The organism is Tessaracoccus terricola, from assembly GCF_054776555.1.
This window is the reverse complement of sequence record NZ_BAAHBS010000004.1, coordinates 819,499-836,372: the sequence shown is the minus strand read 5'-3', so window position 1 is coordinate 836,372 and position 16,874 is coordinate 819,499. Positions and strand designations below refer to the sequence as shown.

The 16,874-nt window shown below is 71.1% G+C and carries 14 protein-coding genes; 2 read left to right on the top strand and 12 right to left on the bottom strand.

Annotated elements, in window-relative coordinates; genetic code table 11:
• Positions 1 to 7: 7 nt before the first annotated feature.
• Complete coding sequence (locus ACYU7G_RS09640) at positions 8 to 697, top strand: aspartate/glutamate racemase family protein (RefSeq protein ID WP_461107164.1); 690 nt, start codon at positions 8 to 10, stop codon at positions 695 to 697.
• Here ACYU7G_RS09640 and ACYU7G_RS09635 read toward each other — a convergent pair.
• Entirely contained in the window at positions 678 to 1,700 is a 1,023-nt protein-coding gene (locus ACYU7G_RS09635) for a LacI family DNA-binding transcriptional regulator (protein ID WP_461107162.1), read from the bottom strand. The genes ACYU7G_RS09640 and ACYU7G_RS09635 overlap by 20 nt on opposite strands.
• A gap of 135 nt (positions 1,701 to 1,835) precedes the next feature.
• Here ACYU7G_RS09635 and ACYU7G_RS09630 point away from each other — a divergent pair, with 135 nt between their 5' ends.
• Positions 1,836 to 4,097 (top strand): beta-xylosidase family glycoside hydrolase, encoded by a 2,262-nt coding sequence (locus tag ACYU7G_RS09630; RefSeq protein WP_461107160.1) that lies wholly within the window; start codon positions 1,836 to 1,838, stop codon positions 4,095 to 4,097.
• Positions 4,098 to 4,167: 70 nt separating this feature from the next.
• On the opposite strand, the gene ACYU7G_RS09625 is transcribed toward ACYU7G_RS09630, so the two are convergent.
• The 11 genes from ACYU7G_RS09625 to ACYU7G_RS09575 all read right to left on the bottom strand — a co-directional run bounded on the left by ACYU7G_RS09625 (position 4,168) and on the right by ACYU7G_RS09575 (position 16,873).
• Positions 4,168 to 5,031 (bottom strand): carbohydrate ABC transporter permease, encoded by an 864-nt coding sequence (locus tag ACYU7G_RS09625; RefSeq protein WP_461107158.1) that lies wholly within the window; start codon positions 5,029 to 5,031, stop codon positions 4,168 to 4,170.
• Positions 5,021 to 5,971 carry a carbohydrate ABC transporter permease gene (locus ACYU7G_RS09620; protein WP_461107156.1) on the bottom strand — a complete coding sequence of 317 codons (951 nt, stop codon included), beginning with the start codon at positions 5,969 to 5,971 and terminating at the stop codon, positions 5,021 to 5,023. The genes ACYU7G_RS09625 and ACYU7G_RS09620 overlap by 11 nt, the downstream gene beginning before the upstream one ends.
• Positions 5,972 to 5,977: 6 nt before the next feature.
• Positions 5,978 to 7,285: an ABC transporter substrate-binding protein gene (locus ACYU7G_RS09615; RefSeq protein ID WP_461107154.1), complete on the bottom strand. Its 1,308-nt coding sequence runs from the start codon at positions 7,283 to 7,285 to the stop codon at positions 5,978 to 5,980.
• A 43-nt stretch (positions 7,286 to 7,328) separates the two neighbouring features.
• Complete coding sequence (locus ACYU7G_RS09610) at positions 7,329 to 8,954, bottom strand: FAD-dependent oxidoreductase (RefSeq protein ID WP_461107152.1); 1,626 nt, start codon at positions 8,952 to 8,954, stop codon at positions 7,329 to 7,331.
• A complete protein-coding gene (locus ACYU7G_RS09605; protein ID WP_461107150.1) occupies positions 8,941 to 10,050 on the bottom strand; it encodes a LacI family DNA-binding transcriptional regulator in 1,110 nt (369 codons plus the stop codon). Before ACYU7G_RS09605 ends, ACYU7G_RS09610 begins: the two co-directional genes overlap by 14 nt.
• Positions 10,051 to 10,188: 138 nt before the next feature.
• Positions 10,189 to 10,860, bottom strand: a complete 672-nt coding sequence (locus ACYU7G_RS09600) for a metal-dependent transcriptional regulator (protein ID WP_461107148.1) — start codon at positions 10,858 to 10,860, stop codon at positions 10,189 to 10,191.
• Positions 10,861 to 10,869: 9 nt separating this feature from the next.
• Positions 10,870 to 11,727, bottom strand: a complete 858-nt coding sequence (locus ACYU7G_RS09595) for a metal ABC transporter permease (RefSeq protein ID WP_461107146.1) — start codon at positions 11,725 to 11,727, stop codon at positions 10,870 to 10,872.
• The gene (locus ACYU7G_RS09590) at positions 11,724 to 12,629 is read right to left on the bottom strand and encodes a metal ABC transporter permease (protein WP_461107144.1); all 906 of its coding nucleotides are present in this window, start codon (positions 12,627 to 12,629) and stop codon (positions 11,724 to 11,726) included. The genes ACYU7G_RS09595 and ACYU7G_RS09590 overlap by 4 nt, the downstream gene beginning before the upstream one ends.
• Complete coding sequence (locus tag ACYU7G_RS09585) at positions 12,626 to 13,375, bottom strand: metal ABC transporter ATP-binding protein (RefSeq protein ID WP_461107142.1); 750 nt, start codon at positions 13,373 to 13,375, stop codon at positions 12,626 to 12,628. The genes ACYU7G_RS09590 and ACYU7G_RS09585 overlap by 4 nt, the downstream gene beginning before the upstream one ends.
• On the bottom strand, positions 13,372 to 14,319 hold the full coding sequence (locus ACYU7G_RS09580) for a metal ABC transporter substrate-binding protein (RefSeq protein ID WP_461107140.1): 948 nt from the start codon (positions 14,317 to 14,319) through the stop codon (positions 13,372 to 13,374). Before ACYU7G_RS09580 ends, ACYU7G_RS09585 begins: the two co-directional genes overlap by 4 nt.
• Before the next feature lie 49 nt (positions 14,320 to 14,368).
• Entirely contained in the window at positions 14,369 to 16,873 is a 2,505-nt protein-coding gene (locus ACYU7G_RS09575; RefSeq protein ID WP_461107138.1) for a CHAT domain-containing protein, read from the bottom strand.
• Position 16,874 lies beyond the last annotated feature (1 nt).

The window sequence follows — 16,874 nt, the reverse complement described above, 5'->3', positions numbered from 1 at the left end:
ACATCGGATGCGCGTCATCGGGATGCTGGGCGGGATGAGCTGGCAGTCGACCACCGGCTACTACCGGCTCGCTAACGAACTGGTGGCCGAGCGCCTCGGCGGACTGCACTCGGCACGGATCCTGCTGGACTCCGTCGACTTCGCGGAGATTGAGGCGATGCAGACCTCCGACCGGTGGGACGACGCCGGTGCCTTGCTGGCCGAGCGGGCCCGAGCGCTGGAGTCCGCGGGAGCCGAACTGCTGCTGGTGTGCGCCAACACCATGCACAAGGTGATCGGGCCCGTCGAGGACGCGGTCTCCATCCCGGTGCTCCACATCGTCGATGCCACCGCCGACGCCTTGTTGGCGCAGGGCGTCTCCCGGGCGGGTCTGCTGGGGACCGCCTACACGATGGAGCAGGACTTCTACCGGGACCGGCTCCACGCGAACGGCGTGGAACCCCTGGTGCCGAGGCCCGAGGACCGGCAACTGGTCCACCGGATCATCTTCGAGGAACTGGTCAAGGGCATCATCACCGAGGAGTCCCGGGCCGCCTACCGGGCTGTGATCGAGCGCTTGGCGGCAGAGGGCGCGGAGGGCATCATCCTGGGCTGCACGGAGATCGAGTACCTGATCGGGGCGGACGACAGCCCGGTCCCGATCTTCCCCAGCACCCGGATCCACGTCGAGGCGGCGGTCACTGCGGCGCTGGCCTGAGAGACCCACCGCCCACGACGTCGCACGGCAGCAACAGCCTGTGCTCCGGCGGCGGCCCCGGGTGGCCGGCGAGGAGCTCCGCGAGCAGTCTCACGGCCCGCGCCCCCAGGTCGCTGCGCGGAGCCACCAGGTGGGCCACCCCACTCGCCGCTCCCCCGGCCACCTCCCCCAACGCCACCACCGAGAGCCCGTCGCGGCCGTCGCGCCCAGCCACGGCATCCAGCGCAACGGCGTCGGCGGGGTCCTCCACGAACACCACGCTCGCCGCAGAATCCCGCAGGCGGGGCCACAGCGCCGCTAATCCGGTGGCGGGCCGCGTCGCCACCTCGGGCGCCGATCCCATGCCGGCCAGTGCTTGCGTGAAACCCCGCAGCCTGTCCGTCGTGGACTCCGCGCGGTAGTCGAGGCGCACGTAGGCGAACCGCCGGTGCCCCAGCGCGTGGGCCCGCGCCACCAGCTCCCCCACCGCAGTGGCGTAGTCGGCGCCCACGTAGGGGACGCGCTCGTCACCGTCACGCCGGCCGACGGCCACGAACCGGTAGCCGGACTCGACGAGGCGGGACAGCTCATCGTTGTCCATCTCCCGCCCCAGCAGCACGCAACCGTCGGCCATCCGCAGGCGGGCGCTCTCCTGCAACAGCCGGCGGCGACCGCCTTCCGAGCGGGCGCTGGTGAACAGCAGCAGGTCCACGCCGAGGTCCTCCGCCGCGGCCTCGACTCCCCGCAGCAGCGGCGCGTAGAAGTCGCTGGCGTCCGTGGGGAACGCGGACTCGTAGGTGAACACCCCGAACAGGTTGTTGGCCTTGCCCGCCATCACCCGCGCCACCGGGTCCGCGGAGTATCCGGTGGACCGGATCACGTCGAGCACGCGCGAGCGCGTCTCCTCGGAGATCCGGGTGGTGCTGTCCGTCCTGCCGGTGAGCACGAGCGAGACCACGGCCTGGCTCACGCCCGCCAATTCGGCGATGGTCTTCTGCGTGACGCGGCCCGACTTCGGTGCCATCTGTCCACCCCTTCCAAATCTTCCGCATTATCATGCGGCCCTCGTCGGTGATTATACGTAACATCACGCGTGAGACACCCGGTCTCGATCCGATCCGATGACGGCACCGACGCTGGTGCCGGAAGGAGAACAACGATGTCCATCCGACGACGAACAACGGCGCTCGCAGGCTCAGTGGCGTTGGTCATCGCAGGCTTCACCGCTGTCCATGCCGACGCCGACGGCGCCGACGAGCTCCCCGTGTTCACCAACCTGGGCCCCATCGTGGACAGGACCACCGACGAGACCTGGAACCCGAACGACGAGTTCATCTTCCCGTCGGTGTTCCACGCCGCCGAGTACCTCGAGGACCCGCTGGGCCAGTGGTACGTCTACTACGCACCCCACGACGCCCCTGGCGGCATCAACCTGATGTACGCCGACTCGCTGGACGGGCCCTGGACCCAGTTCGAGGGCAACCCCATCGTCGAGAACAAGTGGGACCCCCACTACGACGTCAGCCACGTCTCCGCACCCGACGTGGTGTGGAACGAGGAGGCCGGTGAGGTGTTCATGTACTTCCACGGCGAGAACAGCACCGACCGGTACGCCGCCTCCGAAGACGGCCTGGCGTTCACGTACGGCGGCGTGGTGATGACCACCGCCCAGTTCGGCCGCAACGCCACCGAAACCTCCTACAACCGCGTCTTCGACAACCCGTACCCGGACAACGGCTGGTCGAAGGCCATGTTCTTCATGGTCAACGACACCTCGAACGTGCGCCGCATCGGCCTGGCCTACTCCAACGACGGGATCGACTGGGAGCCCCAGCCCGGTTGGGTGGTGGAACCCGGCGACGCCGAGGGCACCAACGTCGCCGCCGCGGACCTGTGGGAATGGAACGGCAAGTACTACGTCCTCTACGGCTCCAGCGTCGGCAACATCTTCGCAAAGGAGCTGGGCCCGGACCTGCGCAGCGTGGGCGAGCCCATGCCGCTCTACATCCCCAGCCCCAACCCGCCCGAGGACGGCCGCTCCAGCTCCCCGCAGGTGATCACCCACGAGGGGAAGACGCACATGATCTTCGAGATGGGTGGCCGCAGCGGCACCACCATCGCCCACGCCGTGCTGGACCCCGACGGCTGGCGCGACCCGGTCAACACCAATCCCTCCGACCCGCTGTACGCCGAGTGCAACGCTCCCGGTTCCGACGAGTTCGACGGCGACACCCTCGGCGAGCAGTGGAGCGTGCTGCGACCCGCCGACGGCCGCCTCCGGCTCGAGGACGGCAACCTGGTGATGAGCTCGCCACCGGTTTCCACCGCCGACGCCACGCTCCCCCAGCAACCCCTGCACGACGGCCCCTGGGAGGTCACCACCGAACTCTCCTACGCCCCCGAGGAGCGCTACCAGCAGGCCGGCCTGCTGCTGCGGCGCGACGACGCCAACACCCTGCGCGCCACCTGGGGCTACGCCAACGGCGGGGAGCGCTTCGACCTGATCTGGCGCAACAACGGCGTCGACCGGTTCGACTCGTGGACCTGGGAGGACACCCTCTTCCCACCTGAGAACATGGGCGGCACGGTCTGGCTGCGGCTGACCAGCAACGGCGAGTGGATCACCGCGTCCCTCTCCACCGACGGCGTGACGTTCGCCACGCTCGGGCGGCCCGTCGCGGTGGACGCGTTGGGAGCCACCTCCGTCGGCCCCATGGCCTACCGCGGCGCCACCGCCGCTCCGGACATCGACGCCACGTTCAACTGGGTGCGGTTCTCCCCCACCCCGGAGCAGGCCGATGAGTGCGCCTCGCAGGAGGCCCCGCCCGTGGACGACGAGACGGAGGCACCCGCGCCGGGCGTGTTGTCACACACCAGCGGCTGGGCCCACGGACTGGCTGACGGCAACTTCGAACTGCGCTGGAACCTGTGGTGGGGCACCAACGCGTCGCGGGTGAAGCTGTACCGGGACGGTGAACTGCTCCACTCCGAGGACCTGGTGCCGGGCTCACCCGCCGCCCAGCAGGTGGTGGTCCCGATCAGCGGGCTGCCCAACGGCAGCCACACCTTCACCGCGGAGGTCATCAACTCCCAGGGCGGTGTCGCACCGGCCCCGATCACCGTCGAGGTGACCGATGCCGCGCCGGCACGCCCCGTGCTCTCCAGCGACAACTGGGACGGCGACGGGAACTACACCCTGACGGCGGACCTGTGGTGGGGCACCAACGCCACCGCCTGGCGCCTGTTGGAGGACGGCACGGCGGTGGCCTCGGGTGACCTCACCGCGGCCTCGCCGAGGGCCCAGCAGGTGAGAATCCCTCTCACCGGCCGCACCGCGGGCACCCACACCTACCTGGTGGAGTTCAGCAACCACGCCGGCAGCACCCAGAGCCTCCCGCTGGAGGTGAGCGTGCGCAGTTGACCCAGGACAACGAGGAGGGCCGCCGGGAATCCCCGGCGGCCCTCTTCTCGTGTGCTCCTGCTCGGGCGGCTCAGCCCTTCAGGCCGGTGTGGGCGAGGCCTTGCACGAACTGCTTCTGCGCCACGAGGAACACCAGCAGGACGGGGACGACGGTCAGCGTCGTGGCCGCCAGCTGCACGTTCCACATCGGCCCGCCGTAGGCGTCGACGTACTGGGTCAGCGCCTGCGGGAGGGTGAACATGTCCTTGCTCGAGAGGTAGACGATGGGCTCCAGGTAGAGGTTCCAGGACTTCAGGAACGTGAAGATCGCCACCGCGGCCAGTGCCGGGCGCGAGAGGGGCAGTGCGATCCGCCAGAAGATCCCCCAGCGGCCGAGGCCGTCCACGCGGCCCGCCTCCTCGAGCTCGGTGGGCAGGCCGATGAAGAACTGCCGCATGATGAAGATGGACAGCACCGCGGGGGCGCCGAAGATCGGGATCACCACCAGCGGCCAGTGGGTGTTGATCAGTCCCAGTGAGTTCACCAACCGGAACAGCGGCACGATGGTGACCTCCGAGGGCACCAGGAGTCCCACCAGCACCACCACGAACAGGGCGTTGGCCCCCGGGAACTTGATCCGGGCGAACGCGTAGCCGGCCATGGCCGCCACGAGAAGTGTCCCGAGCGTGACCACCGCGGCGATGTAGAGGCTGTTCCAGTACTGCTGCGCGAACGGCTGCAGCCGGAACACCTCCCCGTAGGCGACGAACGACGGGTTCTCGGGCCACAGGGTGGGCACCTTGCGCAGGATTTCACTCATGGGCTTCAGGCTGGAGGTGGCCATCCACCAGGTGGGGAAGATGAACGGGATGCTGAGCACGGCGAGCAGCAGCACCAGGGCGAACCTGCCCCAGCGTCGCGTGGGCCGCCGCCTGCTGGTCGGTTCAGTTCTCATGGAACACCCACCTCTTCCGGGTCTGCCACTGCACCAGCGTCAGGACGAGCACGATCAGGAACAGCAGCACGGACAGTGCGCTGGCGTAGCCGAAGTCGTTGAACCGGAACGCCTGCTGGTACAGGTAGTAGACAAGCACGGTGGTGGAGTTGCCGGGCCCGCCGCCGGTGAGGACCGCGATCTGTGCGAACACCTCCAGGGAGCCGACGATGGTCAGGATGGAGACCAGCAGCAGCGTCGGGGAGATCATCGGCAGCGTGATCAGCCGGAAGCGACGCCAGGCGCCTGCGCCGTCGATGCGGGCGGCCTCCATGATCTCCTCTGGGACCCCCTGCAGGGCGGCGAGGAACAGGATCATGTTCATCCCGACGTTCTTGAACACCTGCACGACGATGACGGCCACCATGGCGGTGAACTCGCCGCGCAGCCAGTTGGGGCCCTGGATGCCCAGCAGGGACAGGAAGCCGTTGATGCCACCGTCGGCCTGCAGGAGGAAGCTCCACACGATGGTCCACGCCACGAGGGAGACCACCACGGGCGAGAAGAAGAAGGTGCGGAACGTGGTGGTGCCGGGCAGCTTCTGGTTGAGCAGCACCGCCAGCAGCAGCGCCAGCGAGATGTTGCACACCACCAGGCCGATGGAGAACCAGAGGCTGGCCAGCAGCGAGTCGTGCAGCCCCGGGTCGTTCAGCATGCGTTCGTAGTTGTCGCCGCCGGCGAAGACGAAGGTGTTGGCGAGCACGTTCCAGTCGTGGAGCGAGTACCAGAAGACTGCCACCAGCGGGCCGATGACGAAGGCGAGCGAGCCGAGCACGGCAGGGGCCACCATCGTGTATCCGACGAGCCAGTCCTGGCGCACCGCCGCGGAGCGGCGGGGGCGCGTGGGGCGCTCCCGCTGCTCCGCAACCTCGGCCGTCGGGGGGACGGCGGTGATGGTCATGGACTCTCAGCCCTCCAGCAGCGGCTCGATGGCGGTGCAGGTCTGACCGAGTACTGCTGCGACGTCGGCGTCGGCCTGCCACAGCGCGTCCAGTTCGGAGCGGACGGTCTCCTGCAGCTCGGCGAAGTTGACGTGCGTGGGCTTGGTGACGGCGTCCTGGATGCCCTCGACGACGACGGCCTGGAGCTGCTCCTCGCTCAGCTTGGGGTTGGCGGCCCCGAGCACCTCGGCGTTGAGCAGGGACTCCCGGGGCGGCGGGAAGTAGGTGGCCAGCTTCTCGGCGTTGGTGGGGTTGGTGAAGAAGGCCAGGAAGTCCGCCGCCACCGTCGGGTTCTCCGCGTTGGCGAACACCCCGATGCCGGCCTGTCCGATCACGTTCTGCTTGCCGGCCGGGCCGGCGGGCAGGGGCACGATGTCCCAGGCGAAGCTGTCGTCGATGGCCGAGGCGCGGCTGATCTGGGTGATCGTCATGGCCGCGTCGCCGGCGAAGAAGTCCGCGGTGACACCGGGTCCGGGCAGGGCGCCGTCGGTGAAGGTGGCGTCGTGGATCCAGGTCATGGCCTCCACCATCTCCGGAGCGGCGAGCGTGCACTCGGTGCCGTCGGCGCTCCAGGGTGCCGCGTCCCAGCCGTTCCACACCGACGACAGGTTCTCCCAGGCCTGGTAGTCGAAGTCGCGCACCACGAGGCCCTCCTTGCCGGAGGTCTCGGCCGCGGCCGCCGAAAGGTCCCGGGCGGCGTCGAAGGTCCACTCCCCCGAGGCGACGAGGTCGGCCGGGTTGGGCTGGCCGGCGGCCTCGAGCTGGTCGGTGTTGACGAACATCGCGAACGGGCTGTTGGAGAACGGGTAGGCGAACAGGCCCTCGTCGGTGCTCCACAGCGCCAGCGACGACTCCAGCAGGTCGTCGTAGTCGTACCCCTCGGTGGCCTGCAGAGCGGGGCCGATGTCGGCCAGTGCGCCACTGCTGACGAACTCGGGTGCGTAGCTCTCCAGGATCCAGGCGAGGTCCGGCGCGTTGCCACCGGCCAGCTGGGTGGTGACCGACGTGGTGTACTCGGTGAACGGGATGGGTTCGAAGGTGATGTCCGAGACCAGTTCGGGATTCTGCTCTATGTAGGCGTCGGCGATCTCGTCGAACAGGGCCAGCTGGGTCTCGTCGGCCGTCCAGACCGTCATGCGGAGGCTCACCGGCTCGTCGGGGGTCTCGGCCTCGCTCGGGGCGGCACTGCTGCAGCCGGTGAGCGCAAGGGCTGCGGCGACGATGCCGGCCCCCACACCCAGGCCACGGCTGCGGCGCGTCTGCGGGTTGGTCATTTCTCTCTCCTCGGTTGGTTTGAACTTCTTCGGTCGGGTGTTCTCAGTAGGCGTGGACACGGCCTTCGGGCCAGTGCCGTTCGACGCCGGTCTCGTCCAGCTCCCGCTGGTAGGCGGCCAGCAGGTCCGGGTCGGCGTGGACTGCGTGGGGGGTGGTGCCCAGGTCCAGGCAGTGCGCGGCCAGGTGGCCGGCTGCCTCCCCGATGTTCCACTCGACGGGGTGGAGCCGGTAGCAGCCGTTGGTGATGTGGGTGGTGCCGATGTTCTTGCAGGCCGCCAGCAGGTTCGTGGTGCGCTGCGGGATGAGCGCCCCGAGGGGGATCTCGAACGGGGTGGAGGCGACGTCGATGTAGGTGTCGCCGCCGGTGGAGGGGTGCAGGTCGATCCGGTACATCCCCACCCCGACGGAGTCCTCGTAGCGGGTGGCGCCGGCGTCGCCGCGCACGGCGTGGGAGACGTCGTTCTCGGTGATGGTGGCCAGTGCCCTGATGCGGCGGGACTCCCGGTGGTAGGGCGCCTGGGCGAGGCCGTCGTCGGAGCCCATCACGTCCGGGCGGAGCCGCAGGCCGGGGAAGCCGGTGCCGCCGTCGGGGCGGGGCGCCTCGGTCTGCATCCAGTACAGCATCGAGAGGCTGAGCCGGCGGGCCCTGGCGTAGTGCGCGAGTTCCTCGTCCCGGGGGAGGTCGAGGACCGGGGCCAGGAAGTAGTCGATGCTGGGCCAGTTCACCAGGCAGATGTCGCTGGCGTAGAAGCCCTCCTCGAACTGGTCCCGGGCGGCGATCCGGCGGAAGGTCCACAGGTTCAGGTCGCCGGCGTTCCTGGACTGGTCCGCGTCGACGGCGGCGACGTCGTCGCCGGGGTTGGGGTCGAACTGCCGCTCGACGATCTCCAGGGTGCGGGGGTTGGGCGCCACCCACGACAGCATCCGGTTGCCCTGCCAGGCGGCCGGGACGTAGTCGCGCCAGAACTCGTAGTCCTCCGGCTCGTCGATGGTGTGGTCCCCTTCCACGTGTTCGACGGCGAAACACACGCTGAGCGCCTGCACGTTCCCGGGCTGGGCCTCCTCCGGGGCGCTGGGCTCGCCGGTCTCGGCGCGGGACTCGAACCCGGTCACGTACTCGGTGCCCGTCAGCGGCAGCAGCTCCCCGGTCTCGGTGGCGTCGAGCACGAAGTGGGCGGCGACGCGGACCTGCTCACCGGTGGTCACGGAGGCGAGGGTGACGTCGGTGACCCGGTCGCCGTCGGTGCCGGCGGCCACGGGGCGGAACCGCTCGAGCAGGCGGATGCGGCCGGTGGAGCGGTGCGGGGCGAGCATCTCGTGGAGCACTCCCACGGCGACGCGCGGTTCGTGGCACAGCTTCGAGACCCAGCCCGCGCCCGGGTTGAGGTCGACCCGGTCCCGGGCCTCGGGCAGGAGCGGGTAGCGCCTGCGGTAGACGTCGCGGATCCCGTCACGCAGCGCGCGGTAGCGGGCGGTGATCCCGAACTCCTCCACCCAGGGGTGCTCGTCCGGCGGCACGGCCTGGGAGGTGAGTTGCCCGCCGATCCACTCGAACTCCTCGCTGAGGACGACGGTGGCGCCGCGGTCGGCTGCGGCCAGGGCTGCGGCGATCCCGCCCAGCCCACCCCCGACGACGAGGATGTCTGTGGAGAGTTCAGGAGTTGTCACGTGGTTCTTCCTTCGGTAGCGGGGAGGGGGGTGCGGGCTGCAACGACGCGCCTTCCACGTCGGGGCAGTCGAGCATCTGGTGGTGGTCGAGTTCCTCTTGGGGTGCGCCGCCAGTGCGTCCGGGGCGGTTGCGGCGGCCGCGGGACTCGAGCTCGATGATCCGGGACAGGAGCACGAGCGCCCTGGCCCCCATCTCCTCTCGGGGCACCGTGAAGCCGGCCCAGTCCCTTCCCGCGCGATGCGGGTGCAGGGCCTGGCCGAGCAGGAGCATGGAGACGTCTTCGGGGACCCGCAGCCCGAGGGCCTCCAGGGCGTCGGCCAGTTCCTCCGCGTCGATCTCCGGGGCGACGAGCACCCCGGTGAGGCCCCGCTCCGCGACCTCGCGGGCGATGGCGGCGGCGGTGTCCCCCTCCACGAAGCGTGGGGTGAGCCCGAACTCGCGCACGGCCCGTTGGTAGCCGGCCACGCGGTCCAGAGTGGGTTGGTCCGTGGTCCTGGGGCCGACGTAACCCACCCGCGCGTGGCCGCGCTCGGTCAGCCTGCGGACCTGCCGGGCGGTGGCGGCCTCGTAGTCTGCGCCGACGTAGGGCAGGCGGCTGCCCTCGCTGGCACGCTTGCCGATGAAGACGAAGGGGTAGTTGGTGTCCAGCAGGTGCTGGAGCTCGCCGCGGTCCTCGTGCTGTCCCAACAAGAGGCAGCCGTCGGCGATCCCGAGGCGCTGCCAGCCGTCACGGGCGAGTCGGCGGCGGCCGTCCACCACCCGCGCGGAGGTGAACAGCAGCATGTCGACGCCGAGCTTCTCGGCGGCGTGCTCGATGCCCACCAGGAAGGGGCCGTAGAAGTCCCGGCCGCCGCGCGGGAACGTCGCCTCGTAGGTGAACACGCCGACGATCTGGTTGCGGCCACCGGCCAGCCGGCGGGCCACCGGGTTGGCGGAGTACCCGGTGATCCGGATGGCCTCCTGCACCTTGGTGCGGGTCTCCTCCGAGATGCGCACGCCCGACGGGGTGCTGCCGTTGAGCACGAAGCTGACCGTGGACTGGCTGACGCCCGCGATGGCGGCGACGTCGGCCTGGGTGAAGCGGTGACGCGGCATCGATCCTCCTCGATCGCTCCGGTTGGTACGGGACAGCAGTCTGTCCCGCGGCCTTCCGGCCGGTCAAGGTGATAATGCGCATTATTTGCAGCCCACGAACGTGGGCGACAATTCGCATTATCAATCGGGGGGGCGGCGTCAGGAGCGGGCGGAGACACGAACGGCCGCCGCGGCGGAGCGCCCGAGGGTCAGCGCAGCCCCTCCCCCGACCGCCACCGAGAGGGCGTCCGAGTAGGCCGGACCGGCAGCCACTCGGAGCTCGGCGTCCAGCTCGATGCCATGCTCGGAGAAGAAGCGCAACAGTTCCGGGTCGTCGTCGGAGATCCGCGCCACCACGTAGCGGCCAGGCGCGACGTCGGCCAGGGAGTCCGCCCTCGGCATCCGCACGGAGCCGTCCGAACCGGGGATGGGGTCGCCGTGCGGGTCCCGCTCCGGGTGGCCCAGGAGGGCGTCGAGCCGTTCGACCATCAGGTCGGAGACGGCGTGCTCCAGTTCCTCGGCCTCGTCGTGCACCTCGTCCCAGCCATAGCCGAGCACCTGCACCAGGAACGTCTCGATCAGTCGGTGTCGGCGCACCATCTCCAGCGCCAGCCGACGGCCCTCGTCCGTGAGGTGGACGGCCCCGTAGGGCTCGTGCTCCACCAGTCCCTTGTCCACCAGTTTGGAGATGGCGCCGGAGACCGAGGAGAGCCGCAGCCCGGTCTTGTCCGCGATGGTCGACGGCAGCACCGGTTCCGGGGTCCACTCCTGCAGCCCCCAGATCACCTTCAGGTGGTTCTGCGCACTGCTGGAGAGCTCGGATACCGACATGCTCGGAGCCTACCGGGCGGCCGTCGCCGGCCGGCGGGTCCTGGTGACCAACAGCACCGTCGCGAACACGAGGCCCTGGAACACGGCCATCCCGGCGCTGGTGGGGGCGTCGAGGAAGTAGGCGAGCCAGAAGCCGGCCAACGCGCCACCGGCCGCGATGCCGAGCGTGGCGGCGATCATCCGCGAGAGCCGACTGGCCAGCAGCAGCGCCGTGGCCGCCGGCACCACCATGAGGGCGATGACCAGGATGGCCCCGGCGACGTTGAAGGCGGCGGTGACGGTGACGGCCACCAGCAGCATCAGCGCGGCGTTCAGGACCCCGGTGCGGATCCCGATGCTGTGGGCGAAGGCCGCGTCGAAGGTGGCCAGCTTCAGGCGCGGGTAGAACAGGACGACGAACAGGGCGTCGAGGACGGCGACGCCCAGCATCACGTAGAGCGCCTCGGGACCGATCCCGACCCCGGCGACGCTCAGTTGCCGGAAGCCCGCGAGGTTGAGGTCCCCCACCAGGACGGTGTGGGTGTCCAGGTGGACGTCGGAGAACTCGAGCGAGACGAGGATCACGCCGACGCTGAACAGGGCCGGGAACACCAACCCCTGCGGAGCGTCGCCCGCGAGCAGGCCGGTGCGGGCCAGGTACTCGCTGCCCAGCACCACGAGCAGCCCCGTGAGCGCGGCCCCTGCCACCAGCCACGGCGAGTCCGGGTTTCTTGTGAAGAAGTAGCCCACGACGATGCCCGGCAGCACGGCGTGGCTGATGGCGTCGACGAGCATGGAGTTGCCCCGCAGCACGATGAACGCCCCCGGCAGGGCGCAGGCCACCGCCGTCACCACGGCCAGCAGGACCACCCCGAGGAGGAAGCTCATGCCGAGGCCAGTGCTCGCCGGAGTCGGGCCCGCTGCAGCAGGCGGTGCCCGAGGCTGCGGCCGGGGGCCAGCAGCATGGAGGCCAGGAAGATGCCGAACAGCACCAGCACCACCACCGGGCCGGGCGGCACGGCCCCGAGGTTGACCGACAGGTAGGTCCCGGTGCCGCCGGCGAGCGCCCCGATCCCGGCGGCCAGGGCCACCATCGTCGGCAGCCGACGGGTCCACTGGCGGGCGGCCGCGGCGGGGGTCACCACCAGCGCCACCATCAGCACCAGCCCCACCGCCTTCACCCCGATCACGACGGCCAGCACCAGCGCGAACGACATCAGGGCGTCGATCCGGCGTCCCTTCCCCAGCAGCGCCGCATGCACCGGGTCGAAGGTGCGCAGCGCGAACTCCTTCCAGAACGCCACCATCACCCCGAGCGCCAGCGCTCCCACCACGATGATGGTGGCCAGGTCCGCCCGGGTGATCACGGTGGCGTTGCCGAACAGGTAGTCCTGGATCCCGCCCTTGCCCGGGTAGGGGCCGTCGGTGATGATGCGCATCAGCAGCATGCCGGCACCGAAGAACACGGTCAGCACGATGGCCATGGCGGTGTCCACGCGGATGATGGTGGCGCGCACGACGTGGCCGGCGGCGGCCACCGCGATCCCGGCGGTCACGATGGCCCCCAGCAGCAGGAGGGCGAGGTTCCTGCCGTCGAGCCCGAGGGCTACGGCGAGCAGGAACGCCCCGAGCGCCCCGGGGAGGGCGGAGTGCGAGATCACGTCGCTGACCAAGGAGCGCTTGCGCAGGTAGGCGAAGGCCCCCAGGGCGCCGGCCACCAACCCGATCATGGCGGTGCCGAGGAACACCATCTTGTAGGTGTGGTTGCCGAGGAACTCGAAGAGGTTCACCGGACCAGCCCGAGGAAGGGGTCGTCGGCGGCCACGACGTCGTAGGCGTGGCGGACGTTGTCCGGGGTGAACACTTCCGCGACCGGGCCGCCCGCCACCACGGTGCGATTCAGGAGGGCCACGTGGTCGCAGTACTCGGGCACGGTTGCGAGGTCGTGGTGCACGATGACCACGGTCCGCCCCGCCGCGCGCAGGCCGTGCAGCACCTCGACGATGGCCTGCTGGCTGCGCGCGTCCACCCCGGCGAACGGCTCGTCCATTAGGAACAGGTCCGGTTCGGCGGCGAGGCTGCGGGCCAGGAACACCCGCTGCCGCTGCCCGCCCGAGAGCTCCCCGATCTGCCTGCGGGCGAGGTCCGCGATCCCGCACTGCTCGAGGGCGGCCCGGGCGCGTTCCCGCTCGGCCCTGCCGGGGCGGCGCAGCCAGCCGAGGGAGCCGTAGGTGCCCATGGTGACCACGTCGCGCACCGTGGTCGGGAAGTCCCAGTCCACCGTCGTCGCCTGCGGCATGAACCCGACCCTGCCACGCACCTGCGGCAGGGGCCGCCCGAAGAACTCCACCGCGCCCGCGAGCGGCGGCACCAGTCCGAGCATGGCCTTGAGCAGGGTGGACTTGCCGGCACCGTTGGGCCCGACGACGCCGAGGACCACCCCGGCGGGCACGTCCAGGTCAACGTCCCGCAGGACCGGCGTCGTGCCGTAGGCGGCGCTCAGGCCGCGCACGTTGCAGGCGTCCACAGTGGTCATCGTTCCTCCTCCGGGACGCCGAGCGCCGCCGCGATCGCCCGGGTGTTGTGCTCGAACACCTCCAGCCAGGAGTCCACGTCCTCCCCGGCTCCCAGCGAGTCGGCGTACAGCTCTGACTCGGAGACCTCCACCCGCCACCCCCGGGCCGCCACGGCCTCGGCGAGACTGGTGATGGCCTGGGGGTTGGCCTGGTTGTCCGCGAACACCACGGGCACCTGCTCCGTCGCCACCAGGTCCGCCAGCTCGCTCAGTTGGGTGGCGCTGAGCTGGGCGTCGGTGGAGATGAAGTCGGTGGCGTGCACCCGGAACCGATAGGTGTGCCCGTAGTAGTTGAACGCGTCGTGGCCGGTGACCAGGGTGCGGTCCGCCTCGGGGACGGGAGCCAGGAGGTCCTCGGCCCACCGGCCGGCGGCCGCGATCCGGGCGGCGAACGACTCGGCGTTGCCCCGGTACTGGCCGGCGGCGTCGGGGTCGACCTCGGCCAGCCGGTCGGCCACCTCCCCCACCACGAGCGCCCAGGCCTCTGGGCTGTTCCAGACGTGCGGGTCGCTGAGGTGGTTGCCGTCGGCGTCCCTCCCGGGCAGCGGCAGCAGGAGCTCGTCGGGCAGGGCCTCGGCCACGGCCAGTTGCCGCTCCCCCTGTCCGAGCAGGACGTCGGCCATCTGCGCCTCGAGCCGTAGCCCGTTCCACAGCACCAGGTCCGCGTCCAGGATCGTCTGGATGTCACGCGTGGACGGCTGGTAGGTGTGCGGGTCTCCCCCCGGCCCGACGAGAGTGGTCACGTCCGCCTCGGGCGCCACCTGTGAGACGACGTCGGCGAGGTATCCGGTGGTGGTCACCACGCTCAGGGCCCGGTCGTCGCTCCCCGCGGCCGGGGCGCAGCCGACAAGTGCGGTGGCCATGATGATCGCCACCGGCAGGAACCTCGTGGCGCGCTGTTGCATGGGATCCTCCGAATCGATCCCAGAATCCTATGTTCGACCCCTCGAACTTTCAAGTGGTGGGTGTCGAAACAGGTGCTGTCCAGTCCGAGCCGAACCAGGTGAACGAGCGCGCGAGGAGGTCACCGCCCGACGCCTCGGCCAACGCCTCGGGACCACTCATCCCACCTGCCAGCCCCCGGTGCAGAGCCGCCATGGTCTCGCAGGCCAGCGAGTCCGGGACGTCGGTCAGCGGGGCCACCACGGCGCGCACCCCGAGCGCGAGGAGACTCGACGTCAGTCCGAGGGCCTCGTCCCCGGAGCGGAGCCGGGCCCGGCCCACCCCGCAGGCAGACAGCACCACCAGGCTGGAGCGCACGTCCATGCCCTCCAGTTCGTGGGCGAACAAGGAGCCGCCGTGCAGCCACAGCGAGGAGAACAGGGGGTTGTCGGCGCGGTGTCGGCCATGAGCCGCCACGTGCACGACGTCGTGCTCGCGCAGGGCGGCCCGCACCGAGGCGGGCTCCCCCGGCACCCGGGTGGCCCCGGACCAGCTCCCCACCACGCGGCTCGTCTCCTGTTCCGCCAGGGCCAGCTCGGGACCGCTGGCGACGGCCACGCGGGGCACCTCGGCCAATGCGGTGGCACCGCTGCGCCACAGGGCGGCCGAGCGGGCCAGCGTCAGCCCGCGGTCCCGCAGCCGGGGCAGCATCCCCCACGGCAGCCGGGCGAGGCGGCCGCTGGGCACCACCACCACCGGCCCGTCACCCAGTTCGGGCGGCAGCAGCACGGAGTCCAGCTCGGCCAGTTCCTCCTCCAGGGAGCTGCGCACGGCTGCCCCCAACGGGCCCTGGGGCGCGTGCGCGAGAGCTGCGGCGTCGGCCACCGCCCTGGCCACCAGCTCGGTGAGCTCGGCCCGGCCGCCGAGCCGCAGGAGGCTCGGCCCCTCCCCCGGCGGCACGTGCAGCAGGTGCAGTTCCTCGGAGGCCCAGAAGTAGGTGAGCAGGGTGGCCGACGTCGGCGCCGGGAGCCCAGCCCTGTCCGGCTCCCGTCCGCTCCGGTCCCCGGGGCCGCGCCAGGACCGTTCCCGCAGCTGCTGCTCGAGTGCCGCCACGTCGTCCTGCAGGCCCCTGACCGCCTCGGCCGGCGCCTCGCGCAGGTCCTCGTGGCGCTTGCGCAGCCGGGACCACAGCCCGGCCACCTCCGGGTCCGGTGAGGGCCGCACCGAGGGCACCGTGTCCAGCGCGGCGCGCCACCGCTCGGTCACCTCCAACGCCACCGCCGCGTCCCCACCGGCCACGGCCCGCTCGAGGTCCAGCGCGAGGATGGGTTCGACGTGGACAGTGACGGCGGTGCGGAGGTCCAGGCTGGCCATGCCGGACTTGGAGCGGGCCAGGTCCCGGGTGGCCTCGGCCAGGAGTTCGGAGCGGCGCTCCTCGTCGTCGGTCAGCGCCAGTTCTGCCCGGCCGGCCAGCAGTCGGGTGGTGAAGTAGGGCGATCCGGCCAGGCGGCGCAGCGCCGACCGCGTCCCGGGCGCGAGCGTCACCGCACCCAGTCTCGAGCTCGCGATCACGCGCACGGCCTCGGCCCGGTCCGCGATCAGTTCCATGCCCGCCCTCCCGGCCGCGGTGACGAGGCGGTCCGCCTCCGCCACCGTGCGCAGGTCCTGTTCACCGTCCGCCAGCAACGCCTCGACGCGCACCCCCGCCGCGGCCAGCACCCGCAACTGCTCGCCGCGCTCCTCCGCGCGGGCGACCACCTCGTCGGCCAGTTCGACGGCCGCGCCCGTGCTGCCCCGCAGCAGCTCGCACCTCGCCCTGTCCAGCAGCGCGCTGGTGAGCTCGTCGGCCATGCCTGCGGCGCGCATGTCCTCGACGGTGCCGGCCAGGAGTTCCGCGGCGTCGTCCAGCAGCCCAACCTCCATCAGCACCCGGGCGCGGTCCAGCCGGGAGACCGAACGGTCCACGGGGGTGTCCATCTCGTCGGCGACCCGCATGGAGTGCAGCGCGGCGGGCAGGTCACCCTGCAGGTACTCCACGAAGCCGAGGTTGTGGACGGCCATGAACGCGTGGTCGGGCAGGTCGGTGGCGAGCGCGGCCGCAGCGGCCAGGTCCGCCGCCGCCTCCGCCAGGTGACCCGCCTCGGAGGCCATCGTCCCCTTGTTCAACAGGAGCCGCACCCGGTCCTCGACGGGGAGGTGCTGCGAGAACTCCACCGCCGGCCGCAGTTCTTCGAGCGCCTCCTCCACGAAGCCGGCGCGGGCCCGCAGCACCCCGGCCTGGACGAGGGCGACGGCCCGGAGGTCGTCCCGCCCCGCGGCCGTCGCCTCGTCCCGCGCCGCGGCCACCTCCTGGAGGGCGGCGGTCAACCCATCGGAGTCCGAGGTCAGCCAGGATCCGGTGACCCGGATCCGGATGCCCAGCTCGAAGCGCTCCTCCTCACCACCCTCGGCCTCCCCCAGCTGGGTGAGGGCGCGCGAGACGTGGGCGCGCGCGTCCTGGAGGCGGTACTGGGCGATCGCTTCCCGCGCCTCCCGGTAGGCGTCGCGTGCTGACGCGAACGGGTCGGTCCCAGTCACA